The sequence below is a fragment of the Bifidobacterium sp. M0404 genome (assembly GCF_016101415.1).
GTDB lineage: Bacteria > Actinomycetota > Actinomycetes > Actinomycetales > Bifidobacteriaceae > Bombiscardovia > Bombiscardovia polysaccharolytica.
The window spans coordinates 100,602-126,452 of record NZ_JACFQP010000002.1; the positions used below are offsets into that span (position 1 = coordinate 100,602).

At 56.9% G+C, this 25,851-nt stretch carries 17 protein-coding genes and 1 pseudogene; 12 read left to right on the top strand and 6 right to left on the bottom strand.

Features of this window, described 5'->3' with window-relative positions; translation table 11 throughout:
* Positions 1 to 3: 3 nt before the first annotated feature.
* Together H3T93_RS04545 and H3T93_RS04550 are read right to left on the bottom strand one after the other, a co-directional pair.
* Positions 4 to 1,647: an MFS transporter gene (locus H3T93_RS04545; protein WP_144177884.1), complete on the bottom strand. Its 1,644-nt coding sequence runs from the start codon at positions 1,645 to 1,647 to the stop codon at positions 4 to 6.
* 338 nt (positions 1,648 to 1,985) lie between these two features.
* Positions 1,986 to 2,792 (bottom strand): IclR family transcriptional regulator, encoded by an 807-nt coding sequence (locus tag H3T93_RS04550; protein ID WP_144177882.1) that lies wholly within the window; start codon positions 2,790 to 2,792, stop codon positions 1,986 to 1,988.
* Between the two features lie 274 nt (positions 2,793 to 3,066).
* On the opposite strand from H3T93_RS04550, the gene H3T93_RS04555 reads away from it, so the two are divergent.
* From H3T93_RS04555 to H3T93_RS04565, 3 genes are read left to right on the top strand one after another with little or no spacing between them, the layout of a single operon-like run.
* Entirely contained in the window at positions 3,067 to 4,335 is a 1,269-nt protein-coding gene (locus H3T93_RS04555) for an MFS transporter (protein ID WP_144177880.1), read from the top strand.
* A gap of 15 nt (positions 4,336 to 4,350) precedes the next feature.
* Positions 4,351 to 7,197, top strand: coding sequence for an alpha-L-rhamnosidase (locus H3T93_RS04560; RefSeq protein WP_144177878.1), 2,847 nt, complete (start codon positions 4,351 to 4,353; stop codon positions 7,195 to 7,197).
* Between the two features lie 5 nt (positions 7,198 to 7,202).
* Entirely contained in the window at positions 7,203 to 8,447 is a 1,245-nt protein-coding gene (locus H3T93_RS04565; RefSeq protein WP_144177877.1) for a glycoside hydrolase family 1 protein, read from the top strand.
* Between the two features lie 181 nt (positions 8,448 to 8,628).
* Here the strand turns inward: H3T93_RS04565 and H3T93_RS04570 are convergent, their stop codons facing one another.
* Complete coding sequence (locus H3T93_RS04570) at positions 8,629 to 9,522, bottom strand: 3-hydroxyacyl-CoA dehydrogenase (protein ID WP_144177875.1); 894 nt, start codon at positions 9,520 to 9,522, stop codon at positions 8,629 to 8,631.
* 302 nt (positions 9,523 to 9,824) lie between these two features.
* Entirely contained in the window at positions 9,825 to 10,220 is a 396-nt protein-coding gene (locus tag H3T93_RS04575; protein WP_144177873.1) for a VOC family protein, read from the bottom strand.
* A 314-nt stretch (positions 10,221 to 10,534) separates the two neighbouring features.
* Between H3T93_RS04575 and H3T93_RS04580 the strand changes: the two genes are divergently transcribed.
* From H3T93_RS04580 to H3T93_RS04590, 3 genes are all read left to right on the top strand, one after another.
* Entirely contained in the window at positions 10,535 to 11,497 is a 963-nt protein-coding gene (locus H3T93_RS04580) for a LacI family DNA-binding transcriptional regulator (protein WP_144177872.1), read from the top strand.
* Positions 11,498 to 11,603: 106 nt separating this feature from the next.
* On the top strand, positions 11,604 to 13,793 hold the full coding sequence (locus H3T93_RS04585) for a beta-galactosidase (protein ID WP_144177870.1): 2,190 nt from the start codon (positions 11,604 to 11,606) through the stop codon (positions 13,791 to 13,793).
* Between the two features lie 7 nt (positions 13,794 to 13,800).
* The gene (locus tag H3T93_RS04590; protein WP_232348678.1) at positions 13,801 to 15,108 is read left to right on the top strand and encodes an MFS transporter; all 1,308 of its coding nucleotides are present in this window, start codon (positions 13,801 to 13,803) and stop codon (positions 15,106 to 15,108) included.
* Between the two features lie 165 nt (positions 15,109 to 15,273).
* Here H3T93_RS04590 and H3T93_RS04595 read toward each other — a convergent pair whose 3' ends face one another.
* Positions 15,274 to 17,343 (bottom strand): glycoside hydrolase family 31 protein, encoded by a 2,070-nt coding sequence (locus H3T93_RS04595; RefSeq protein WP_144177868.1) that lies wholly within the window; start codon positions 17,341 to 17,343, stop codon positions 15,274 to 15,276.
* Between the two features lie 344 nt (positions 17,344 to 17,687).
* Positions 17,688 to 19,559 carry a PfkB family carbohydrate kinase gene (locus H3T93_RS04600; RefSeq protein ID WP_144177866.1) on the bottom strand — a complete coding sequence of 624 codons (1,872 nt, stop codon included), beginning with the start codon at positions 19,557 to 19,559 and terminating at the stop codon, positions 17,688 to 17,690.
* 251 nt (positions 19,560 to 19,810) lie between these two features.
* On the opposite strand from H3T93_RS04600, the pseudogene H3T93_RS04605 reads away from it, so the two are divergent.
* From H3T93_RS04605 to H3T93_RS04630, 6 genes and pseudogenes are all read left to right on the top strand, one after another.
* Positions 19,811 to 20,461: pseudogene (locus H3T93_RS04605) on the top strand (ECF transporter S component); the annotation flags it as partial.
* A 146-nt stretch (positions 20,462 to 20,607) separates the two neighbouring features.
* The gene (locus H3T93_RS04610) at positions 20,608 to 21,426 is read left to right on the top strand and encodes an energy-coupling factor transporter transmembrane component T (protein WP_144177862.1); all 819 of its coding nucleotides are present in this window, start codon (positions 20,608 to 20,610) and stop codon (positions 21,424 to 21,426) included.
* Positions 21,423 to 22,271: an energy-coupling factor ABC transporter ATP-binding protein gene (locus H3T93_RS04615; RefSeq protein ID WP_144177860.1), complete on the top strand. Its 849-nt coding sequence runs from the start codon at positions 21,423 to 21,425 to the stop codon at positions 22,269 to 22,271. Before H3T93_RS04610 ends, H3T93_RS04615 begins: the two co-directional genes overlap by 4 nt.
* On the top strand, positions 22,268 to 23,086 hold the full coding sequence (locus H3T93_RS04620; RefSeq protein ID WP_144177858.1) for an energy-coupling factor ABC transporter ATP-binding protein: 819 nt from the start codon (positions 22,268 to 22,270) through the stop codon (positions 23,084 to 23,086). Before H3T93_RS04615 ends, H3T93_RS04620 begins: the two co-directional genes overlap by 4 nt.
* 34 nt (positions 23,087 to 23,120) lie before the next feature.
* A complete protein-coding gene (locus H3T93_RS04625) occupies positions 23,121 to 24,044 on the top strand; it encodes a nucleoside hydrolase (protein WP_144177857.1) in 924 nt (307 codons plus the stop codon).
* Positions 24,045 to 24,084: 40 nt separating this feature from the next.
* On the top strand, positions 24,085 to 25,533 hold the full coding sequence (locus H3T93_RS04630) for an MFS transporter (protein ID WP_110425947.1): 1,449 nt from the start codon (positions 24,085 to 24,087) through the stop codon (positions 25,531 to 25,533).
* Positions 25,534 to 25,851 lie beyond the last annotated feature (318 nt).

Below are 25,851 nucleotides of genomic sequence, written 5' to 3' on the forward strand. Positions count from 1 at the left end.
TCGTTACTTCTTGTTCTTGGCTCCTGAGCGGGGAATGCCCAGAAGTTTGCGTGTCTCGGCAACCAGCTTTTTCGGTGTCTTGCGCACGCCACTCTCTTCGGCATCCTTGATGATGGTCTTCACGTCCAGGTCGGGATTGCGGTCCTGTGTGGCCACCAGGTCGCGTGCCTCCTGCCGGTTGAGCACGGTGGGCAGGGTGCCGGGCATGGGGCGCCGGGCGGTCTCGGCCAGGAAGAGCACGGTGATCAGACCGCAGGTCGAGGTGAACATGATCCAGTAGGCAGGTGCCAGGGACTTGCCGGTCGCGGTCACCAGCCCTTCCATGATGACAGGCGCGGTTCCGCCGAAGACGGCTACGGCCAGGTTGTACGACAGTCCCATGCCGCCGTAACGGGACGCGGTTGGGAAGAGAGCCGGCAGGGTGGATGCCAGGTTGGCCACGAAGAAGATGACTGGGATGGCCAGCAGGACCAGTCCGCCGAAGACGGCACCCGTGGTTTCATGCTCCAACAGTCGGAAAGCGGGCAGGGACAGGCACAGTCCAGTGAATGCTCCCATAAACAGCACCTTCTTGCGGCCAAAGCGGTCGGAAAGGGCTCCGGTGATGGGGATGCAGCAGGCCACCATGAGCAGGACCGGCAGGGAGAGCAGGTTGGCCTGGGCTGTGTTGTAGTGCAGGGTGCCCGACAGGTAGGTGGGCATGTAGGCGGTCAGCGTGTAGCTCAGGGTGTTGGCCGCGGCCACCAGGATGAAAGCCATGAGCAGCTCCCGCCAGTAGCCCCGGATCAGGTCCAGCAGGCTCTTGTGCTGGCTCTTGGTCTTCTCGTCGCTTGCATCCTGGGCCTGACGGAAGGCAGGGGTGTCCTGGACCTTGGCCCTGAAGTAGACCGCGATGGCAGCCAGCGGCAGGGCGATGATGAAGGGGATGCGCCAGCCCCAGGCCAGCATGGCTTCTGGGGAGATGGAGAACTCCAGGAGGGAGACCAAGGCTGCTCCGAAGGCGTAGCCCAGGTAGGATCCCACGTCCAGCAGGGAGGCGAAGAAGCCACGATGCCGGTCCGGTGAGTATTCGGTGACCATGGTCGAGGCGCCCGCGTACTCGCCGCCTGTGGAGAAGCCCTGGATCAGCTTGAGCAGGATGAGCAGGATAGGTGCCAGGGGACCGACGGCCGCATAACTGGGCAGAAGGCCGATCAGCAGGGTGGCTGCAGACATGCTCAGCAGGGTGAAGGCCAGAACGCGCTGACGGCCGACCTTGTCGCCCAGCTGGCCCAGGACCACGCCGCCCAGCGGTCGGGCAACGAAAGTGACGGCGAAAACACCAAGAGAGAAGAGCCGCTGCACGGCATCGGATGCGTCGGACAGGAAGACACGGCCGATGGTCACCGCCAGGTAGCCGTAGACCCCCACGTCGTACCATTCCATGAAGTTGCCGACCACGGTGCCGGCGATGGCCCGCTTGAGGGTGGACCTGTCCACTACGTTGATGTCGGTCAAATGCAGGCGCTCGCTCCAGCCCCGATGCGGCCTGGGATTCTGCTTACGGGCCTTGCGTTTTGCCGCGGCCTGCTGCTTCTTCAGTTGTTTCTTGCTTTGTTTCTCGCTGAGACCGTCATGCTTGGTCGAATTTGTTTCGTCTTGTACCATTATTCCTTCTCCGGCCATGGGGCCGTTGTACTACTCCGAGGTCTGTCTTCTGCCGCAGCGGTCTCCTCTCGAATGCTTTACAAAAATGTCATAAATGTACATTTTACCACAAGGCCATTTTTCTCCCAGTTCATTCTTTGCAGTGAGCTCGGGAGCGGCCGTGAGACATAACGTCGAATGATGGAGGGAAACGGTTAGGTATTGACCAATATGCTTTTACATGTTGGGTTGGTTTCGCTTTCTAACTTCGGCAATCGAAAGCTGCTGACGCCAAGTCTGTCGGGATGGGGATGCAATCGAGGGTTGGAGTAGTGATGTCTGGCGGTGGCTTGAATAGGTCATTCTCCATCCCAGGGTGGGAGGATGCGCGAGGGCCTTGGCCCGCTGATCCGATGGGTGATGGCCCTGGCCCCGGCCTTGATAATTGGTACATATTGCTCCAGACGTTGCTCGTCGGAGCCCATTACGATGCTTATGGCCGCTATGACAGCCCCGGTATGGCCGAAGATGGGGGATGCCACTGAATGGACCGACGCCTTGGGCGTCCTCAGAAGAGCCACTTGATGCTGGCGTATTTTCTCCAGTTCACGGCGGATCGCTTTGGAGGGAGGGCGTGGTGTCTGCCATGTGGGCCAAGTGAACTGTTCTTGATCCAGAATATCGTCGATTGTGTCTGGGTCGGCATAGGCCAGGAGAACCCTGCCAACGGCTGTGGGGACTACGGGCAGGCGGTCGCCGATATGGTAGTAGACCGGAATCCGAGGTCTCCCCTCTCGTCTGTCCAGGACCACCATCTCCTGGCCGTCTAGGGCTCCCAGCTGGATGTGCTCTTCAGTCATTCTTGACAGTTTGTCCAGGACCGGGGAGGCTGCCTCACGGATGTAGAGCATGGGTTGGGCGTATTGAGCGATCTCCATCAGCAAGGGGCCAATGGAGTAGGAGCCTGACCGGTCCCTGCTCAGAGCCTGGTGAGAGGTGAGTTCCTTTAGCAACCGGCTGGTGGTGCTGGCAGGTAGGCCAGTCCGGTGCATGATCTGGGTCAGTGTCAGTGAGGGCTGATCAGAGGTGAAGCAAGTCAATATGGCGAATGTGCGGTCAAGCACACCGCTGCGTGTAGATCTGCCGGAATAATGAGTTGCTGCCATAGCTCTAATATGCTCCCATATCCTTTACCGGCAACCATACGAAGATCTACTGGGTCAAACCAAGTCTTTTCCATTGAGTGGGAATCAACTTCATGCTCCTTTCACAGGACGAATAAAAACGGATGTGTACCCGGGTTGGATCAGATCTAGGGAGCTGGTGGCCAGGAAACGACGATGCGAAGTAGCAACGGTGACCGGATCTGGATGCAGATTACGGAGGGCATGCACCCGGGAAAGAAGTAAACGAGTTTTACAGTCCAAAGGAGGACTTGACATGAGTGAACCAGGCAGGAAGCCGGATCATGATCCAGGGTATCTACCTTCTGAGTATCCCGACCCGCGCAAGACCATCGCTTTAGTCCTGATTGCCGCAGTTGGTCTCTACATCATGTGCATGAGTCTGGGTACGGCGCTCTCCCTACGAGTAGCTTCAGTCATGCCGGACCAGAAAGATACGGTCTACAGCCGTATAACTTCGGTAGGTTCTCTGCTCATGCTCTTCTTCATTCCCTTGGTCGGAGGTCTCTCAGACAGGACGACAAGCAGATTCGGTCGCCGTCGGCCTTGGATTGTAGGTTGCCTCCTGGTCTGTCTCGCGGCGGCAGCAGTCGTGGGCCTTTCCACCAACGTCTGGATCATGGGGGTTGCCTATGTGATCGCTGTTGTTTTCATGCAGGCCGGGTTCAACGCTTACTCGGTCATCGCCGTGGAGGGAGTACCGGAGAATAGACGAGGAACAGTCATGGGGCTGATGGGACTCTTTGGGGCCCTTTCGTTTTCGGCAGGCACCTACTTCACGGGTGCCTTGGTGGGCAACGGCCTTCTGCTCATGACAGTGCCCATACTGCTTGGTTTGCTCACCTCGATTCCTCTGCTTCTCCTATACCGTGACCCGGTTAAGAAGCGCAGCCAGGTGCCACCGCTCAGCCTGAAAAAACTCTTTGGTGGTTTCTTCGTCAACCCCCGCAAACATCCCAACTTCGGATGGACCTGGTTGGCGCGTTTCCTTGTCGGTCTGGCCATGGCTTCCATGCAGACCTACTTCGTCTACTACCTGATCTCCGGTCTGCGCGTCCCCCTCAACCAAGTGGGGAGCAAGGCCGGACTGCTTACGCTGTGCTCGGCGCCAATATCGGTCATTTTCTTCTCGTGTTCGGGATTTCTGACCGATCGTCTGGGTCGGAAGAAGCCCTTTGTCATTCTGGCCGCCATCATAATGGCTGGTGCTCTCTGCTTGGGCGGGACATCCCATAGCTTCACTCAATTCCTGATTGCTTGGGAGATCTTCTGCGTGGGGCAGGCCATGTATCTGACCGTGGATCTGGCCCTTTGCGCCGCCGTCCTGCCTGAGAGCAAGGATGCTGGCAAGGATATGGGCGTCTTCGCACTGGCTCTGAACGGGGCCAACGTTCTGGTGCCCGCCGTCGCCCCTATTGTCATCAACAGCGCCGGTGGGAACAATTACCCGCTGCTTTGGTTCATCGGTGCAGTGCTCAGTCTCTGCAGTGTAGTCATAATGCCTCTCATCAGGGGAGTCAAGTAGGAAGGGGAAGGGTGCATGACCATGACAGCAGTGACCGTCGGCAAGGTTGGTTTCGGGCAACACCCTGTAGCTGATCGGGTCATAGGATATGAGGATCGGAGGCCCTCTCTTTCGTGGAGGATTCTTTCAGCTCCTCACGGCTGGGAGCAGCATCGAGCCCAGGTTGAGATCGCCCAGGGTGGGCAGCCACCTCAGATTCACGACTTTGAAGGAGCGGATCAGATTTGCCTGCCTTGGCCTGGCACCCCTTTGAAGTCGCGTCAGTGCGCCCGTGTTCGAGTTCGGGTTGCAGGAGAAGACGGTAACTGGTCCTCCTGGTCCGACCCAACTCTGGTGGAGACCGGACTGCTCAGCAATGAGGACTGGTCGGGTTCACCGATTGAGCCTGATCCGGGTGTTGGCCGGGAAGATCCAGCGCCTATCATGGTGCGGTCTTTTACCGTGGGTCAGGGGTGTGATCTGGGTCGCCTGGATTTGACAGCGGGAGGTATTTTCATCCCCTATCTGGATGGATGCCGTATCGGTTGCGATGAGTTGACGCCCGGTTGGACTGATTACAGAAAACGAATGAATGCTCTGACCTACGATCTGACACAGGTGCTTGCTCCGGGCCGGCACGAACTTGCAGTCATCTTGGGCAACGGGTGGTACCGTGGTCAACTCACCTGGACCTGCCGAACCGAAGTCTATGGGAAGAATCTCTGGCTTCTGGCCAATCTATTCTGGCGGGACCAGGATGGGGAGCACAGGCTTGCCACCGATCAGGATTGGACGTGGAGGTCTTCGCCCATTCTGGCGAATGACCTCTATGACGGGCAAACCCGGGACATGCGCATTCCGCTGCTCAACCAGGGGGGACAGACCCACCCGGTTCGGGCCTTGCCGATGCCGGCGGCGCGGATCAGACCACAGGAGGCACCGTCCGCGCGGATTCTTGATCGCTTGCCAGGCCTGGAGATCATTACAACCCCATCCGGAGGGAAAATTGTGGATTTCGGCCAGAACGTGTCCGGCTGGGTCCGCATGCACATCAGGCACGGGCAACTTGGGCAGGAAGTGATCCTCCGCCATGCCGAGGTGCTTGAAAAAGGTGAACTAGGTACTCGTCCTCTTCGCAACGCGAAGGCGACAGATCGTTTCATCCTCTCCGGAGGCGAGGAAGACCTGGAGCCCCTCTTCACCCAGCATGGTTTCCGTTATGTTCAGGTGGATGGTGTGGAGGATTTTCAGGCTCAGGATCTGGAAGCCTGTCTGGTCTCAGCCGAGATGAAGCCTCTGGCAACTTTCAAGTCCTCGCGAGCCGAGCTGGATCGGCTTTTCCAGAACGCCCGCTGGTCCACTATGGACAACTTCATCGTGCTTCCCACTGATTGCCCCCAGCGTGATGAGCGCCTGGGCTGGACTGGCGATATTGCCATGTTCGCTCCAACGGCACTCGCCCTCTTCCGTGCCGGAGGATTTCTGGCATCTTGGTTGGAGGATATGGCTGACACCCAGGCTTCTGACGGGGGGATCCCCGTAGTAGTGCCAGACGTTTTGGACGGACCCAAACTGACTTGTGGCTGGGGGGATGCGGCTGTACTTGTCCCTTGGGCGATCTATCAGGCTACAGGGGATAAGGCGGTATTGCGTCGCTTCCTGCCCATGATGGACCGGTTCGTAGACGGTGTCGAAGTCCATTGCGGGGGCTCCCGTCTCTGGCGTGGAGGCTTTCAGTTTGGTGATTGGCTGGATCCGGATGCACCGCCAGACAATCCCGGGGGTTCCAAAGCCGACCCGGATGTAGTGGCCACTGCGTACTTTGCTCATTCGGCCCGTCTGGTGGCTCGGGCGCACCAGGCACTGGGAGAAGAGGACCAGGCTGATCACTACAGTCTGTTGGCCGACCAGGTGGCTCGTGCCTTCCGCGAAGAATACGTGACTGCCAACGGTGCAATTATTTCTGACTGTGCCTCGGTCTACGCCATGGCGCTGGTTTGGGACCTTCTGGAGACCCCAGACCAGCGTCAGGGTGCGGGTGATCGCCTGGCTGACATCATTCGGGTCAGCGGTTTCCGTATTTCCACCGGCTTCCTCGGCACACCCCTGGTATGCCCGGCCCTGGTTAAAAGTGGGCATCCACGCCTGGCCATTCGTCTCCTTCTGCAGGACCGGTGCCCCAGCTGGCTCTATCCAGTCACAATGGGAGCCACCACCATTTGGGAGCGGTGGGATTCCATGCTGCCCGACGGTTCAATCAACCCTGGGGAGATGACTTCGTTCAACCACTACGCTCTGGGTGCCATTGTCCATTGGATGCTTGAGGGTCTGGCCGGCCTGCAGATGCGCGAACCAGGTTGGAGGAAGGTCTGTGTATCTCCAGTTGTCGATCCCGCAATCGCCCATGTCGATATCAGTCAGGAGACGCCCTACGGGCTTATTCGATTGAATTGGGCGATCTGCGGCCAAATATTCCATCTGGAGCTGGAGATTCCTGTCGGCGTCCAGGCCTGTGTAGCTCTGCCGGGAGCGAGGGAAGAGACTTGCCGACATGGCCGGTATGCCTGGGACATTCCATTAGACCAGGTCTGCGGGCCATCGAGTCCGATCCGAACTATTCGCGACCTGATTGATTCGACCGTGTCCATGGACCGGTTGACCGAAGCTCTGACGTTATCCGGATCGCCGGTTTATGCAGGTGATCAGGCGGATGTGGCCTTTACCAAAGCGGCTAAGCCGTGGTTGGATGCGGATCTGGACCGTTTGCCCGATGTCGCCTCCCAGCAGGGGTACGTTCCGGGAGCAGACGAGATAGAGCGGGTCTGCAGGAGCTTTCTGGCTGGTCTGAAAAAACAAGATTTGCACACAAAGGAAAAGGAGTAATTACCATGACAGCAATCCTGCCTGATCATTTTCTGTGGGGGGCCTCTACGGCCGGCCATCAGGTGGACGGAGGTGACACCGCTGCCGATACCACCTTCCTGGAGAGCGTTTCTCCCTCGGTATTCAAGGAACCAGCCGGAGATGCCTGCAGGAGTTGGGAACGATGGGCCGACGATCTGGACTTGATTAAAGGGATGGGACTCAACTCCTACCGCTTCTCCGTCGAGTGGGCGCGGATTGAGCCCGAGGAGGGCAATGTCGACCAGGATGCCCTGGATCATTACGATCGTATGGTGGACGGGTGCCTGGAGCGCGGGATTGATCCTGCGATCACCCTCTGCCACTTCACGATTCCTAGCTGGTTCGCAGCCAAGGGAGGGTGGCTCAATCATGATGCTCCCGCCATGTTCGCCGATGAGTGCGTTCGTGTTCTGGACCGGATTGGGGACCGGGTGGCTTTGGCCGTCACATTCAATGAACCTGATTTGCCTAGGATTCTGGACAACGGGAGCTTGCCCCAGGAGGCGGTGGACCTTCAGCGCGCATGCATCAACGCGGCCACTAAGAAGGCCGGTGTGAAACAGTACCGTTCAGGCAATGTGGTCATCCCTGAAGAGGTGACCCAGTTGGAGTTCGGCTTCATCCGCGCCCATCGTGCTGCCGTGCAGGCTGTGCGCTCGGTCCGTCCCGAACTGCCAGTGGGCCTCTCCCTGGCTGTAATTGACGAAAGTTATAGGACTGAGGAGGGTAAGAAGTTAGCCATGGCCAAGCGTCGGTCCTGCTATGGTCCTTGGGCTCAGGCCGTCCAGGGAGACGACTTCGTTGGCGTCCAGAACTATGAGCGTGAGATATTCGGCGACGATGGTCCCATCCCAGCTCAGCCAGGCGAAGAGGTCAACGAGACCGGTACCGCCCTCCACCCCGAGTCGCTGGTCAATGCCGTCAATTACATCCATCATCTGACGGGCCTGCCTGTTGTTGTCACCGAGCATGGTGTTTCCACGCAGGATGATGAGCTGCGGTGCCGCTTCCTCAAAGCGTCCATACCGCCCTTGATTGAACTCGTCCGTGATGGTGTTCCGGTCCTCGGCTACTTCCACTGGTCGCTTCTGGACAACTATGAGTGGATCAGTGCCTTCGACGTTCACTTTGGCCTTTGCTCAGTGGACCGTGAGCACGGTACCTTCGATCGCACCCCCAAGAAGAGTGCCGGAGTTTACCACGACATCGTGACCAATACTGTTATCTGAAACCAGGGTCCGACCGTACGACATGTTGTATGGCGGTTCGGAGATTTCTGATAGGTGACCCCAGCGGATTCCGTGAAAGGAGTTCGTTGGGGTCATTCGATTTTCGTCGGACTACAGTTCAGCGATCAATCGCTTGTCCTCTGGCCGACTGTCTGGATTGCCGTATTCCTGCCGTACCTTGTCAGGCCTTCAGGAAGTCAGGATCCGCAAAGGCGGGGTTGGGATAGGTGTAGAACCCTTCTCCCGAATCCTTGCCGGTCTTGCCCTCGTCCATCATCTTCTGGATCTTCTCCAGGAAGGGCTTGAAGTCAGGGTTGTCTCCCCGCTGTTCCTTGGTGATGTTGAAGGCGGTCCGCAGTCCCACAACGTCAAAGATGGCAAAGGGTCCCATGGGTGCGCCTGTTGCGATCATCCAGGTCTTGTCCACGGTCTCCGGATCCGCGATGCCCTGACCCCAAAGGTAGGAGGCGGCTTCAAGCAGGGGGATGAGGAGGGTGTTCAGGACGTATCCAGGCTGTTCCTTCTTCAGGACGATGGGAACCATGCCGATCTCCTTGGCATAGTTCACGATTTCGTCGAAGACCTTAGGGTCGGTCTGATCGGTACCCATGATCTCAGCCGTGTTGTACAGCCAAACCTGGTTGGCGAAGTGCATGTTCAGGAACTTGTCCGGCCTGCCCGTATCGGCTGCGAAGGTGCTGGGTACGTAGGTGGAGGAGTTGCTGGTGAAGATGGTGTCCTTGGGAGCCAGCTTGGCCAGGTTCTGATAAAGGTCATGCTTGATCGAGGGCTTCTCCGGGACTGCTTCAATGACAAGGTCAGCGTCTTTGACGGCCTCGGCCATGTCGGCGGTGAAGGACATGTTGTTCAGCCCGGCGTCGAATTGCTCATCAGTGGCATTGATGTCGTGCTTGTAGGAATCGCGCAGGTTCTTGACGCGCTCCTCGGCAGCCGCCACAGCCTGGTCGTTGATGTCGTAGATCGTTACCTTCTTACCCTTGAAGGCTGATTGATAGGCAATCTGGCTGCCAAGCACCCCGCCGCCGGCAACCGTGACATTATGAATGTTCGTCATAGAAACCTCTTTTCATTGCAATGCATCCATCTTTGGATACTTCTTCCATATTACCGGCGGTGACTGGGGTTATTCTGGGCGTTCCTAGATTGCCGGAAGCTTGGAATAAGGCGCGAAGACACAGATTATCCAACCACTCAATTAACTGAGGGGAACCCTGAGAATTTTGTCGCTTTGCTCACATGAATGTTATGCGGCAGTCGTCGTTGGGGGGGGGGCGAGGGCTGCTATATTACGCGATTGGCCATCTGCATTCCTCGGTGTCTGCAAGAGTAGAGAGTTACTGGATATTAAGAGAAGATTCAGAGAATCTGGCAGAACTCGATGGTTTCCTGGTTGGGGCCGATGACGTTGAAGTAGCGGATTCCGCGCTGCCAGAAGGTGGGAATGGACTGGATGGAGTCCTCTTTGATCTTCAATCCCATCTCCAGGGCATGCTCGTAAGCGGCATCGATATCTGGCGCGTCCAGGGCCCAGTGGTTGATGGCTCCGGTGCTCATGGGCGCAGGCTCGCCCTCCCAGGTTTCGATGGTCAAATGTCCCAGACGCAGGAAGGCGCAGCGGTTCTCTCCGTTGGGGTAGATGCCGACCAGCTCGAACCCGAGTTTGTTGGTGTAGAAGTCGATGGTCTCGTCCAGATCACGGGCGATCATGCCCGAGTGCTGCAGGTCCTTGGCATAGTCCGACATTGGTCTCATGATGGCCGCTCCTTTGGTACCTTGATGCTGCGATGCTTCCTTATCTACTCTAGGCGATGGTCGTTCTGGCAGATGTGGGTGCGTTCTGCGGTGCAGACATACGGCGAGGTGATAAACATGAATACACGTGATTTACCGCTGGAGAAGCAGCGGAAAGCTGCCTCATAGAGCGTCGTCGGTACACTAAGCAATATAGTGCGTATATTCTGTGCTGGCAGTTCACGGGAGTACGCAAGGCAGAGGACACAAATAATAGGGGTGTGAACACTGTGCGGAGTGGGCAAGGACGGAAACGGTCCGTATCCATTGTGGATGTGGCACGCGTGGCCGGCGTTTCCCATCAAACAGTATCTCGAGTGTTGAATGACCCTGGATCTGTGCGCCCAAAAACGTTGCAAGCGGTCAGAGCTGCCATACGGAAAACTGGATATCACCGTAATGAGAATGCTAGGGCTCTGAAGAGCTCGGTTTCTAATGGAATCGGTGTCCTCGCTTCGGACTCGCAGCAGTTTGGGCCAGGTCAGCTCTTGTGGAATGTAGAAAAGGCTGCGGGTGAACAAGGGTATTTGGCAAAGATATCCCTGCTGAAAAACAACAATGACAATGATGTCCAACGAGCTGTCGGCAAGTTGCTTGAATATGACGTCTCGGCAATTATTGTGCTCTCAACAGAGACATGGATAGAGCCTGTCGTCAGAATGGTTGCTGACCTGCCCCTTGTCAGTATCGGGTCCTCCTGCGCCCAAGAAGGACAATTCTCCGTGGTCGATACTGATCAGCAACAGGGTGTGCGCACTTTGTTGGATCATCTGGTGGCTCAAGGGGCACGACGCATCGACCACCTTTCTGGTCCCCACGGATGGTATTCGTCTGAAGCCCGTTTAGAGGAGTGGATGCAGGCATCATCGCGTTACGCACTGACAGCGGGCCGTGTTTATCGAGGTGATTGGAGCGAGGAGTCGGGCTATCGCGTTGGTCTTGATATGGCCGATGACCTGCCGGATGCCGTCTTCTCGGCAAATGATCAAATGGCCATAGGGCTTATCAGAGCTTTTTGTGATCGTGGATTGCGTGTGCCTGATGATGTGATGGTGGCCGGTTTCGATGGTGTTCCTATGGGGGCTTATACGATTCCATCCCTGACCACCGTTCAGCAGGATTTTGACGCGCTCAGCAGTCGGGCGGTCTCACGTGCGATCGACATGATTCATGGAGCAAGCGTCAAGAAATTGCTGATGCAGCCTCGACTGATCATCCGGGAGTCGACAAGAGGATAGCGTTCCGGCGCCCCCACATGCGTTTGACAGTAAATGTGAACGTGCTTATTATGCAACTGCTGCATAACATGCATAGCTGCTTGTAATTCAATGTTAACTTATTGCTATGCATTCTTTGCAGTTATTAAGTGAACGTTCACTTAAGAAAGGGAAGGCAATGAAGTCTCTCGACCATATACTGTTCGGCGCTGCGTATTATGACGAATATCAACCCAGCTCGAACCTTGATGCCGACATGCAACTCATGCGTAAAGCCCATATCAATGTGATCCGTGTGGGCGAAGGAAGCTGGTCACACTGGGAACCGGAAGACGGACAATTCTCACTAGATTGGCTGGAGCCGGTTCTCGATAAGGCTGCTGAGAACAATATCCAAGCGATTATTGGGGTGCCGACCTTTGCCATACCTCAATGGATGGTGCGTAAGTATCCAGAGATTGCCTTGAGCGATGACCATGGTCAGAAGGTTCCTTTCGGCTCGCGAGAGGAGCATAGCTATAGCCACCCTGTGTTTCGGTATTACGCAGCCAGGCTTATCGGCAAGATTGTGGATCGCTATGCCGGGCATCCATCAGTCATCGGCTGGCAATTACATAATGAACCTGGCTTACGGCTGAACTATTCCACAGATGCCTTCGAAGGTTTTAAAGATTATCTGCGTAAAGAATACGGTAGCGTGGAACATCTGAATAAGGCATGGGGGTTGACGTACTGGTCTCATGAGTTATCTACTTGGGATGACTTATGGAAGCCCGAAGGCAACTGCCAGCCACAATACGATATTGCCTGGCATCGTTATCAGGCGCTGCTCACCGATGATATGCTCGCCTGGCAAAGTCGCCTGATCCGTCAGCATTGTCGCTCCGATCAATTCATCACGGTGAATATGGCTTTGGGGCGTGAGGCTGTTGATGAGGCCAGGTCTTCCGAGCATTTGGATGTAGCAGGTTCAGATCCGTATTTCCATATGCAAGACGGCTTGCAATTGCCTGAACCGGATATGGCAGAAGATGCTTGGTATCCTTCTGGCCCCTGGACGATTGCCCAGATGGCCGATAGGACGTATTCGCTGAAATCCGCTCCTTTCTTTGTGCTGGAAACGGACGGCGGACCCATCGGCGGCTCCGCAGACAACTTCCCTGGCTATAAGGGGCAATGGCGCCAAGCTGGTTGGCAATTCGTCTCGCGTGGAGCGGATCTCATCGAATACTGGCATTGGCAGCAGCTGCATTATGGTACTGAGATGTATTGGGGAGGTATTCTCCCCCATGACCGCAAGCCGGGACGTGTTTATGCGGAGATATCTCAGCTTGGCGGAGAGCTGGCAGCTGCCGGCGATGCAGTGACGGACCTTAAGCCGGATGCTGATGTGGCCATCCTGTATTCAGTCGGGTCACGTTGGGGCCTGACATTCGAACCATACACAGCGATAAATGGTGCAGGAGATGCTCACCGTGCACGCAATGCCGGATTGTATGATCATATGCTTACGGCTTTTTATCGTGGTGCATTCCGCACTGGGCATCAGGTGCGAATGATTCAGGATACGCATCTTATCGATGGCTCTGCTGAAAAACCTGTAGTCGCGCCGACTGCATTCGTCAACCAGTACCCCCTGCTGCTGGTTCCAGGGGCGTATATATGCTCTGATGCCTTGCTCTCCTGGTTGCGTGAATATGTAAAAGCCGGCGGGCATCTGGTCCTGGGACCGCGTACGGCATATGCGGATCAGTACGCACGTGCGCGTATGGAAACCAAACCGTCAATGCTTGATGATCTTGCTGGCGCGGACTATCAGGAATTTTCCAATATCAAATCCCCTATATCAGTTAAGGGAACGGACTCATTTAAATTGCGTCCTGGATCTGCTGCCACTGAGTGGATTGATTGTCTACAGAGCGAGGGAGCGGAAATTCTGGCTACAAGCAACCACCCCCACTTCTCACAATTTCCCCTGATCACCAGCCATGTTGCCGGTCAGGGAAGAGTAACGATGATCGGCACGGTCCCCAACGAGGCTCTGGCTGCTTCGTTGTTCGACTATCTGCTTCCAGACGATCCGTGGTTGGCTGGTCAGACGACAATATCGCACTCCTCGGCAGTCAATCGATATGGCCGACGGCTGCATTTCCTCTTCAACTGGAGCTGGCAGACGCACAGGATCGCCGTGCCTGTTTCATGTACATTGCTGGGCAAGAATGAGCCTTTGAGCAGTGTTGAGCTGGGCCCCTGGGACGTGGTTCTACTACAGGAGACGCAGGTCCTTGCCGACAATCCTATGGATTCAGGAAGGTGAGGATGATATGGATTCCGCAAGGTCAATGAACAGTGCGCAAGGGAAGACTGCGGAGACGGATAATGAACCCTCTGCTGCCTGGATGACTCCCCGTGATGATCAACAGCATCGCGTTCCTGTGCGCACGGGTGTGGCGCTCGCACTTGGTGTCCTGCTTTGGTTGGGACCGTATCTCGGCCTGGTAGGTGTTCTGGTTCCTCAGCAAGTGGCGCGAATAGATCCTGCCAATAAAACGGGCGATATCGCATTGATGTCGACGGTGGCCATGATCGTATCCACTATCGCCAACATCGTGGAAGGCGGCCTGTCGGATCGGACACGTTCTCGATGGGGTCGTCGGACGCCATGGATCGTCGCCGGATCAGTTGGGACCTTTGTCTGTGTGCTGTTCTGGGGCCAATGTTCTGCCGTGTGGCAAGTGGTCCTATCGGATTCGGTATATATGATTTTCCTGAATATGATTGTGGCGCCGTTGATTGCGGTTATTGCCGATCGGACTGCGCCGAAGTACCGTGGAACGATATCTTCCGTCTACGCACTCGGCAATTCGGCCGGACAATACGGTGGGCAGATGTTGGCCTCTTTCTTCCTGCCTATGCCTAAGACCGGATTTTTGGTTTTGGCAGTCATGTCTTTATTGTCGGGTCCTGTGGCTGCTCTGATACTGCGCGAAGGTTCGACTAAAAACATGCCTGTTTCTCCGGTAACGTGGAAGACGTTCTCCGATAATTTTGTATTCCCGACCCATCATGTGCGGGACTATTACCTGGCCTTGTTCGGTAAGCTCAGCATACAAACCGCTTCATTCGCGATTTCTGGATATCAGCTTTACATATTGACCGACTATGTAATGCTCAAAGGCAACGCTCTGCAGGCATATGTCTCGGCTATTTCCATGATCATGATGGTGACCGCAATCGTCATGTGCATCGGCGCCGGTCCTGTTTCTGACAAATTGCATATACGGAAAGTACCGGTCATCATCGCAGGTCTGCTGATAGCGGTTGGGTCGTTTCTGCCTGCTTTGACCAATCGTCCCTTCATTATGCTGGCATACGCCGTGGTTGTGGGCATTGGCATGGGAATGTTCAATTCCGTGGACCAGGCGCTGAATATAGAAGTGCTGCCTGATCAGCGGACAGCAGCCAAGGATCTTGGTATTCTCAACATTGCCAATAACGGAGGTCAGGTGCTGGGACCCATTTTCTCTGCCGCGATCATCAAGATTGTCGGTTATAGCGGGGTCTTCCCACTGGCGGCTGTTCTGGCGGCCGTCGGTGTCTGCCTGATTTTCTTTATTCGCAAGGTCAAATAATGAGGCGAATGATGAGCTGATCAGCATATCGGCACATGGTCCCAACAAACCACGGTGTCTCATCAACTTATTTTGAAGAATGAAGTGGGTCAGGACGAGATGGTCCTGACCCATTATTAGTGATCGGATAATCTGTAATCTGCACGTGGTGTACAGATGTATAGATCAGAGTATGCCCAGCAGCTCGTGGTTTCTGCTGTCCCTTGCGAATACCGGCAGAGTATCCAGCGGGGCTTCTGCGGTGATCGTCTGACCCCCGTCGTACATTGCTCCATCACGAAGATCCTGCCACTGCGTAGTCGCGTCCCCTGGCAGATAGATCTGTCGAGATCTGGCCCCCTCCTCTACCACAGGGGCTACCAGCAGATCAGGTCCGAGCATATACTCGTCGGCGATATCGGAGGCGGCATCGTCATGGGGGAATTCGTAGAACAATCCCCTGATAAGCGGCTGCCCATCCTCGTGCGCCTGAGTAAACAGCTCACGCAAATAAGGGCGAAGACGTTCTCGGATCTTGATGAACTTGACATAGATGTCTTCGACAGACTTTCCGTAGCTCCACGGTTCGTTGCTCGCTCCGGACGGTAATCGTCGTTCGCCTCGCGCTGTAGTGATAGCGGTCTTGGTGGTTCCATCGGGGTGATGCTGGCTACGGTCACCATGATTGCGCATGACGGGCGAGAAGCAGGAGAATTGCGCCCACCGCAACAGCAGTTCACGGAACGTAGGATCGTCGATATCGCCATCGTGGAAACCGCCAAGGTCAGTGGTGAACCAAGGAATGCCGGCCATGCCCATATGGATAGCACAAGTGATTTGTGCTCTGAACGCTTCGAAGGTGGATGCAACATCGCCCGACCATACAAGAGCCCCATATTGCTGGGATCCGGCCCATGCGCATCTGGTGAGGTTAACGATCTGTCCCTGGCGCCCGTAGGCCAATTGCCCCTCGTAGAATCCCTTGTTGTATTCCCGCGGATACAAATTTGCTGTTTGCTGAGCAGGCCCAGCCCAGTAGCGGTAATTGCTGAAATCGTAAGTGCCATACTCCGGTTCGGCTTCATCAAGCCAGAAGGCATCGACACCGACATCAGCGTAGTGCTCACGGCATTTCTCCCATACATATTGGCGGGCTCGAGGGTTGGTGGCATCAAAGAACTGGCTGGGCCCCTCGAACATCATGCCGATGTCTTCGCCGTGGTCTGCTCGTACCAGCAGATTCTTGGCTTTCATCTCTGGATAGTTTTCAGAAGTCAGTGCTATTTGCGGCCAGACTGACACCATGAGTCGAATCCCCATCTTGTGCAATTCGTTGCTCATGCTGACGGGATCTGGCCAGAATTCGTCCTCGAATCTGAAATCACCCATGTGAGGCCAATGGAAGAAGTCGATGACAATGAGGTCCAGAGGGATATCGCGCTTTTTGAACTCTCTGGCAACCTCCAGCAATTGATCCTGGTTCCAATAGCGAAGCTTGCTCTGCCAAAATCCGAGACCCCATTCAGGCATCTGAGGAGCATGGCCGGTAGCGTCTGCGTAATGGGCCATAATTGAGCGATAATCGGCACCGGCTGTAACCCAATAATCAATCTGTCGAGTGCTTTCCGCCGACCATTGAGTCTTATTTTTTCCAAAACTGACGGAACCAACGGCTGGGTTGTTCCATAGGAATCCGTATCCACTACTAGAGACGACGAAAGGTATGGAGATTTGTGAGTTCCTATGGGCCAGTTCGAGAGTGCAGCCTTTCAGATTCATGATGTTCTGTTGATATTCGCCCATACCATACAGGCGTTCGTTTTCCGGAGGGACGAATGTTACCTTGACCTGGTGGTCGCCTCCCACGATGGGAGTGAAAGAACGCGCTCTTAAATTCAGGGAGCCGCCATCGCTCATCTCGCTGAAGAGCAGCTTGCCGTCGGTGCGCCAAAAGCTGAGCAGGCACTTGTCGGTATAGCCGTTGCCTGTGTCAATGCCGCCCGAAGCCTGCGCCTTGACCATTAAAGATCCGTTGATTATGGTGGCCTGGCCCTGTTGGTCATCGATGCTTATGTGCACCGCATCGGTAGGCTCGTGGTGGTCGCGTAAAAGCGCCCAGTCCGGGTCTTCAGGTTCGTGCATCTGCGAGGATCGGACGCGTATCGAATCTGTTCCCCAGGGCTCGATGCGAAGGTATTCACCGTCGCCTGTCCACTGCAGAGCTTGGCCTTCGATAGTAAATGTTGAATGTTGCATTGATTCGGTACCCTTCCAACTGGTTGATTCACCTTTGAGATCAGTCCTTTATCGCACCTGCTGCAACTCCCGCAATGACATATTCCCGTGCGACCATCAGCAGTATTGCGGTTGGCGCCGAAGCCAGAACAGCTGCAGCCATCAATGGTCTCCATTCCGGATTCTGTACCCTATAAAATTATAAAGGCCCATCGTGAGGGACGCGCTCCAAGAGGCTGAGATGGGCCAAGACGGCAGACCTTGATGATAGGTACTGCAGCCGGAGAACCTAGGGACGTTCAGCTTGAGCCAGAGCATGGCCATGGACGGTAACAGCCTTCCGACCGTACTTGCGCCTGGACCGCTCAGTCGATCAGGCCCTCCAGTTGGCGGCGGTTGATCAGGGAGGGGATGACGCCTTCGTGGGCGACGCTGAAGCCGGCGGCCAGATTAGCAATGTGGGCGGCTTTGTCCAGGGAGCATCCGCTGCACAGATAGGAGGCCAGGGCACTGATGAAGGCATCGCTGGCGCCGGTGTCGTCGATTGCTCGGGTCTCATGGGCCGGGAAGTCCTTGTGTCCGCTGGCGGTGACCAGGGTGCAGCCGTGCTCGCCCAGGGTGATGATGACCTTGCCCACCCCGCCGTTGATGAACAGTTTCGCCTTGTCCACCACGGATTCTGGTCCGGGTACTAGGGTGTTCAACTCGTTCAGATTCGGGATCAGGATGTCGATTGAAGTCAGCAGATCTCCAGGCAGGTGGTCGCAGGATGACGGTTTGACGATGGTGGCGGCCTGGTGGCGCTTGGCTGTTCTGCATGCCTCGGCGACAGTGTCCATAGGGATTTCTGTCTGGATCAGGCAATAGCCGGCGTTCCGGAAGATCTGGTCGCGCTCGGTGATGTCGTCCGGGGTCAGGGACTCGTTGGCGCCTGCCACCAGGGAGATCATCGACTCGCCCTTGCTGTCGACGAAGATGTAGGCTTTGCCCGTGTCCGCACCGGTGACTCTGTGCACACCGGTGGCATCCACGTGGGCTTGCCTCATGGTTTTGTAGATATAGTCTGCGGCCGGATCGCTGCCGACATTGCCGATCAGGGAAACCTGATGCTGCAGCCTGGCTACGCCTACCGCCTGGTTGGTGGCCTTGCCGCCCGGTGTGGAGGCGAAGTTTCTGGTCGTGGTGGTCATGCCCGCCTTGGGCAGGTTGGGGGCGGTCAGGTAGGTGTCCACGTTGATGCTGCCGACTACCACGATCTTCTTGCATTGCTGGTCCGGGGGCCGGCCGACAGTCTGCTCGCCGTCCAAGGCGAAGACGTGCTCGAAGGCCTCGCTTGGATGGGATTCATGTTCGATGGTGTGGATGATCCGTCGGCACAGGTAGGCGCCGAAGTCGGCATTGCGCATGACGTAGGACGATATCTCCGGGCTGCCAGGGTAGCGCAGGTGCACGTTGGTGTCGTTCATCAGGGAGACCAGGGAGAGGTCCTGGGGCAGGCGGTAATGCATGGATTCGGCGAACTGAAGGAATTCCAGGGCATGGTGGTAGTGGGATGCCACGATACCGGTGACGTGGCGGTTCTCCAGCACCTGGGTCAGGTCCTCGCCGATGGTTTCCAGGACCATGTCGGTGTGGTATTGGAGGTTGTGGTCGAACAAGCAGCGACGATAACCGTGCAGGAAGCTCTGTGTCCGTCTGCCTGGTGAAATAAGGCAAGCGATGCTGGTGTGGTGGCGCTTGATCAGCTCTTCAGTAAGACTGTAGGCAGCCTCCTCGTAGGGCATGAGCGCGGCCCGGTCGTCTCCCAGGGGTCCAATGGTCAGTTCGGGAATCCCTTGTGCTTCGATCTTGCTTTTCAGGGCCAGGCTTGTGCGGTCGATCGGCTCCCAGACCATGCCATCCACTCGATGCTCCAGAGCGGCCAGGATGTTACGCTCCTCCTGGTCGCGATTGCCGTAGCTGTTGAAAACCAAGGTGCCGTACCCCGACTTCTGTGCCTGCTGGATGATCCCGTCCAAGGTGGAGTCCATGGAGATGGATGAGCTCAGCAGGACTCCGATTCTCCAGGTGGTGGTGTTGGGTTTGGAGGATCCGTAGGGCGTGTAGTGGTACTTCCTGACCAGTTCAAGGACCCGGTCGCGCGTGGCGGCTGTGATGCTCGCGTCCTTGTGATTCACGATCTTGGAGACCGTCGATGTGGATACGCCGGCAAGCTGAGCAATGTCCTTGATGTTCATGTGGTTTCCTGTGCTCCTCATCTCTGACGCTCCGGCGAACGGCTCTGTCGACCTGTTGGATCTAGCGAATCAAGCTTACCTGAGAGATGGCCGTCGGAGGTTTCGCATTTGACACCCCCTGCGGCAGTTGATAGTCTCTGTCAATGAAAGTTGTTTACTAAAGTGGTTTCTCAAAGCGGTGATGCGGATCTGGCTGTGAGCGACGGCCATCTGCAGAAATCGACATTCAAGGACCAAAGGCGGTACGGATTATGAGCGCGCGATCGTTATGGAGAGGGATCACTGCGCAGTTCTCGACAAAATCCTTGGTGCTGATACCCATCGCAGTGGGCATCAACCTTATCGGCGGGACTCTGAGCTCTACCCTCAAACTGCCGCTTTTCCTGGACATGATCGGCACCACGGTCATCGCCTGTCTGTCCGGTCCCTGGGTGGCTGCCCTGTGTGGACTGCTGACCAACGTCTTCCTCGCCTTGGTGGCGAATCCGGTCTATCTGCCCTACGCACTCTCCAGCGTTCTGTGCGGTCTGGTGATTGGATACATGGTCAAGGCCGGACTCTTCAAACGGGTATGGGGAGTCGTCCTTGTCTGGCTGGCCTGCGCCCTGGTCAACACGGTCACCGCCTCTTTGATCACCGTGCTCGTCTACGGAGGCGCCACCGGGGTCAATGGCACCTCGGTCCTCACAGCTGCACTGGTGGTGGCTGTGAAGAACATTGTTATCTCTGTGCTCTCCTCCTCCATGTTGGAGAATCTGATCGACAAGGGCATCACCGTCCTGATTGCTTACGTGATTGTGCGTCGAATCCCCAAGCGTTTCCTGAGCCAGTACGCCCTGGACGGTAGCGAGGACCAGGCCGATCTGGACGATTTGGACGACCTGGATGAGGACGAAGACGAGGATGGGCACGAAGCGGGTGGGGCGTCCAGTCAAGAGAGTTCATCGCAGCCGGTGAAGGTCAACATCGAGGCAGAAGCTGATCGGGGCTCATCGCCAGGTACCCCCGCGGACTTGGATTGTGATCATACCCAAGGGTCTGAACGCTGATGCCTGGCCCTGAATCAAACAGGATTCCCGATTCTCCGTTGGCTCGCATGCATCCCATGGCCAAGATCGTCGGCGTGTGCTCATTGGGCTTGGCGACCTTGGTTTGGCCGGACTTTACCTTGGGTCTGGGAATCATCGTCATGCTCTTTATCGCAGCGGCTCTGGCCCGGGTGCTCCGGCCCTTCTCGGGTGTGATGCTGGGGTTCGGCATTCCCGTTACGCTCATGCTGCTGTTCATCCAGGGGTGCTACAGCCCGAGGAATACCAAGGTCATTCTTGACATGGGATTTGCCGAGCTGGGTCTTGAAGGCAGCCTCTATGCGGCCAAAATCGTAGTGACACTTCTGGTCTTCCTGGGGTCCTTTTACCTGACCAATAAAACTACCTACATGGGTCGCCTGGTTGCTGCTCTGACACAGATCGGCGTGCCATCGAAGATTGGGTACCTGATCCTGGCCAGCCTGAATGTGGTCCCGCAGATGCAGCGCAGGATTGCGGTCATCGAGCAGTCTCAGCATGCGCGTGGTCTGGAGACCGGCGGCGGTTTGATTTCCCGGGCGCGGGCTTTCCTGCCCCTGCTCGGACCGGTTGTTCTTTCCTCCCTGACGGATTCGCAGGAGCGCGGGATGACCCTGGAGACCCGCGGCTTCGGCATTCGAGGGGTGCAGCAGACCAGCTACCTTGAGGTGGTCTGGCGGCGCAGTGACACCGTCATGACCATCCTGTTCACCGTTTTTCTGGTGCTGGTCTTGGTGCTCGCCTGCCTCTCGCACGCAGGCATGATCACCCTGGCTATCCAATGGGGAGGTCGGGCATGAGCAAGGTCATACGAGTGGATGACTTCTCATTCAGATACCGTGATGCCGATCGGACCACCTTGAAGCGGGTGAGCTTCAGCGTCGAACGGGGCAGCTTCTTCTGCATTGTCGGAGCCAATGGATCAGGCAAATCTACCCTGTGCAACGCCTTGGTCGGTCTGATTCCACACTATTTCGTCGGCAAATCCAAGGGAAGCGTCAGAATCAAGGACAGGGATGTAGCCACCTCGACCATTGCCGATCTGTCCAGACACGTGGGCCTGGTCTTTCAAAACCCCTTCAATCAGCTCTCTTATACGGCCGGGACCGTGGCCGAGGAACTGGCTTTCGGATTGGGCAATCATGGGGTTTCACGTGAAACCATGCATGCCAAGGTGGCCCGGGTGGCTGCTCTTATGCATATCGAGGATCTGCTCGACAAGAACCCTCTGGAGCTTTCCGGCGGCCAGGTGCAGCGGGTGGCCCTCGGCTCGACCTTGATCATGGAACCGGACATCCTGGTTCTGGACGAATGCACGGCCCAGCTGGATCCGCTTGGCAGCGAAGAGATCTTCGACATTGTCAAGCGGCTCAATCAAGAGGGGATCACCGTAGTCATGGTCGATCACGATATGGAGCGGGTCGCCCGATGCGCTGACCAGGTCATGGTCCTGGGAGCAGGCCGGGTCCGTGCTATGGGCACTCCCGAGGAGGTCTTCACCGATCCCGAGACCGTGAAGTGGGGGATTGACATACCGGATTACGTCAAGCTCGGCAGAGGTTTGCAGGGAGCAGGATTCGATCTATCGGATCTGCCCGTACGCGAGGACCAGACGGTACGCATGATTCGGGAGGCGCTGCGATGAAGATCGACCTGGAGCATCTGGAGTACGTCTACCCGCATGGCCATCGTGCCTTGGACGGAGTGAATCTGACCCTCGAAGGTGACCGACCCGTGGCGCTGATCGGTCAGAACGGCGCCGGCAAGACCACCCTGGCCAAGCATCTGAACGGCATCCTTAGGCCGACCAGTGGCCGGATCTTGATTGACGGCGTCGATCTGGCAACGGCGAACACGGCCCAGTGGGCCCGGAAGGTGGGGTACGTCTTTCAGAATCCCGACGATCAGCTCTTTCTGGACAGTGTGCGCAAGGAATTTGAGTTTGGTCCCCGGCAGCTTGGGTTCGATCAGGATCTGATAGGGCGACGTATGGAGCAGGTGGCTGGGTTAGTGGGTCTGGCGGACCGGTTGGATGATCATCCTTTTGACCTGAGCCCTACCGAGAAGAAGTTCTGCGCCATCGGATCCGTCCTCATGATGGATACGGGTGCCGTGGTCTTTGATGAGCCCACATGCGGGCAGGACAAGGCTGGCAATGATCGGCTGGCTGCCATCATCGCCCGTCTGCGGGACCAAGGCAAGCTCTGCATCACGATTTCCCACGACATGAAGTTCGTCACCCGCAACTTCCCCAGGGTTGTGCTCATGCAGCATGGCCGGGTCCTGCTGGATGGCAGCCGCGAGGAGGTCTTCGCCCGGGAGGATGTGCTCAAGCAGGCCTATGTGACGCCTCCGCCCATCACCCGAGTGGCAAGGCAGGTCGGGTTGGATGGCCCGGTCTTCACCGTTTCAGGCTTTGTCGATGCAGCCCGGCGGGCCAAAGCGGGGGCAGGAATTTGAGTTTGGACACGACAAGAGCAAAAGGAGTGAAGCAATGACCAGACCATTGATCATCGACACGGACCCCGGCATCGATGATGCTGCGGCCATTACGATGCTGGTCGACGAGCCCAGCTTCGACATCAGGCTGATAGCTTCGGTGTCCGGCAATGTGGGCATCGGCCACACCACCAACAATGCCCTGAAGCTGCTGACCTTCCTGGGTAGGCGCATCCCCGTGGCCCGTGGCGCTGCGGCCCCGCTCATGCGTGACAACAGGTTCGCCACCGAAGCCCACGGCAAGTCGGGGATGGGGTCATTCGTCTTTCCCGAGCCGGACACCAGCCTGCTGACCGAGAACAATGCGGTCCTGGAGGAGCGGCGGATGCTGCTGGAGAGTGATGAGCCGGTCACCATCCTGACCCTGGGCCCTCTGACCAACATCGCCCTGCTGCTGGCTACCTTCCCGGAGGTCAAGGACCACATCGACCGGATCGTCATGATGGGAGGCTCCACCGGACGCGGCAACATCGGGGTCTATGGCGAGTTCAACATCTCCGTCGATCCTGAGGCTGCCAAGATGGTCTTCCGCAGCGGGCTGCCTGTGACCATGGTCGGCCTGGACATCGGTCGCAAGGCCCATCTGGTTGCCGGAGACCTGGACGATCTGGATGCAGCCGGCGAAGTGGGCGGCATGGTCGCTTCCCTCTTCCGGTCCTATGACGGCGGCCACATCGAGGAGGGGATCAAGATGTATGACCCCTCGGCCGCCATGGTCCTGCTCCAGCCTGACCTGTTCACCATGTGCCAGGCCTTTGTGGATGTCGAGATCTCCAGTCCGCTCACCCTGGGCGCCACGGTGGTCGATTACGACGGCATCCTGGGCGGCAAAGCCAACGCCAGCGTCTGCGTGGACGTGGATGTGGACGGGTTCCGCTCCGCCTTTGTCGACAGGGTCGGCCGGGTCCGTCGCCAGTAGCTTCCGCATTGAGAAGAACCGAAAGGAAACTAAGGAAAAAATGAGTGAGTCAACTGTCTCCGAGGAGCAGAAGAACGGCATACCCGTTCCCGAGGAGGGGACTCCCGAGTTCACGAAAATGAACAAGATGGCCCGCGTGGCCATCCCGGTGGTCCTGATCATCTTCACCCTGGGCGTGCTCCAGCAGCAGGCCTTCGGCATGATCTACGTGAACATTGGCAAGCAGCTCAACCAGGCCAATCTGGCGCCGCTGATCACCTCCCTGCCCGGCATCATCCTGGGAATCGTCTGCGTCATCTACGGATCCCTGGGCGATTTCGTCTCCCTGAAGAAGATGATGATTCTGGGCACGATCGTCTTCGTGCTGGGGTCGATTCTGGGCTGCTTCGGCACTTTCAGCATCTGGATCGTCATCGCCGCCCGTGTGGTGCAGTCTGCCGGTTGGCAGGTTTCCGGCTCCATCTTCCTGGTTCTGGTCTCCAAGTATGTGGAGAAAAAGAAGCGCGTGCTCTGGTACGGCGTCTTCGTTGCGGTCTTCCGCTTCGCCGCTGCCCTGGGAGTTTTCCTGGCCGGCTACATGACCCTGCTTGACTGGCGCTGGCTCTTCGGCGTGGGCATTCTGGCCGTCTTCTTCATTCCCGTCCTGGCCAAGAACCTGCCCGACCAGCATGCCGCTGGCGTCAAGATCGACGGAATCGGCTTCACACTGATCGGACTGTTCGCCGCTTCGGTGACCATGTTCTTCACCGACATCAACTGGGGCTGGGGCATCGCCTGCATTGTGACCCTCGTTGCATTCGTGGTGTACATCAACAAGGCCAGCAACCCCTTCATCACTCCGAAGATGCTGACCAACCCGGCCTTCGCCATGACTATGACCGTCATCTTCGTCGGCTACTTCTTCAGCTACACCCTGAACGCGGGCGTCAACGCCATCGGTCTGAACGTGTACGGCATCGACTCCTCCAAGGTCTCCAACCTGCTGGTCTGGTCCATCATCCTGGCTGGCATCATGGGATTCGCGGCCGGGCCTATCATCCAGAAGATCGGGCGCAAGGCTTCGGTCATCCTGGCTCTGGCCTGCATGGGCGGCGGTCTGATCGCCATCGCTTTCCTGATTCCTGCCGGCAAGATCTGGGCCCTGGCTGTGGCGCCCTGCATCTACTACTTCGGCACCTCCTTCTTCTACCAGCCCATCGTTGACACCGCGACCCTGACCGTGGCCCCTGAGGAGTCCGGCCGTGTGCTCGGTTTCAATGACCTCCTGCAGGCCATCACCGGCTCTGTCGGCGTCGCCCTCTTCGGCCAGCTCATGGCCAACGGATCCATGGGTTCGGGCAGCCTGGCCGGCACTGCGCAGGGCCTGGCCTCGACCTACGCCAATGTCTTCATGATCGGCGGCGTGATCATCCTGCTGGGCTTGGTGCTCTTCATCTGCTCCATGAAGATGATCTACAGCCACTCCCGCGTGGCTGAGGACGAGGACTGATCTTCCGAGTTGCTGATTGAGAGAACCGGGTCTGGGATTTATTCCTGGGCCCGGTTCTTCTCTTGGGCATGATGGGCATATCTTCCGCAACACCGTTGGCGGGTGGACAGCCTTCGGTCTAGAAATGTCCGAATTATGGATGCTGGTTGGGCGGTTGCATCCTGGTGCTCTAGCATCGTGGCCATGGAGAAAACGACATCACTGCAGCCTTGGTTGCCCAAGGGTGTCTTCTTCTATGTCGATGCCCGATGGCGTTGATGTTTTAGCCGGTTCTTCTTCTAATTCCTATATTTACCTCTGTGTTTGAGGTTGCTCTTT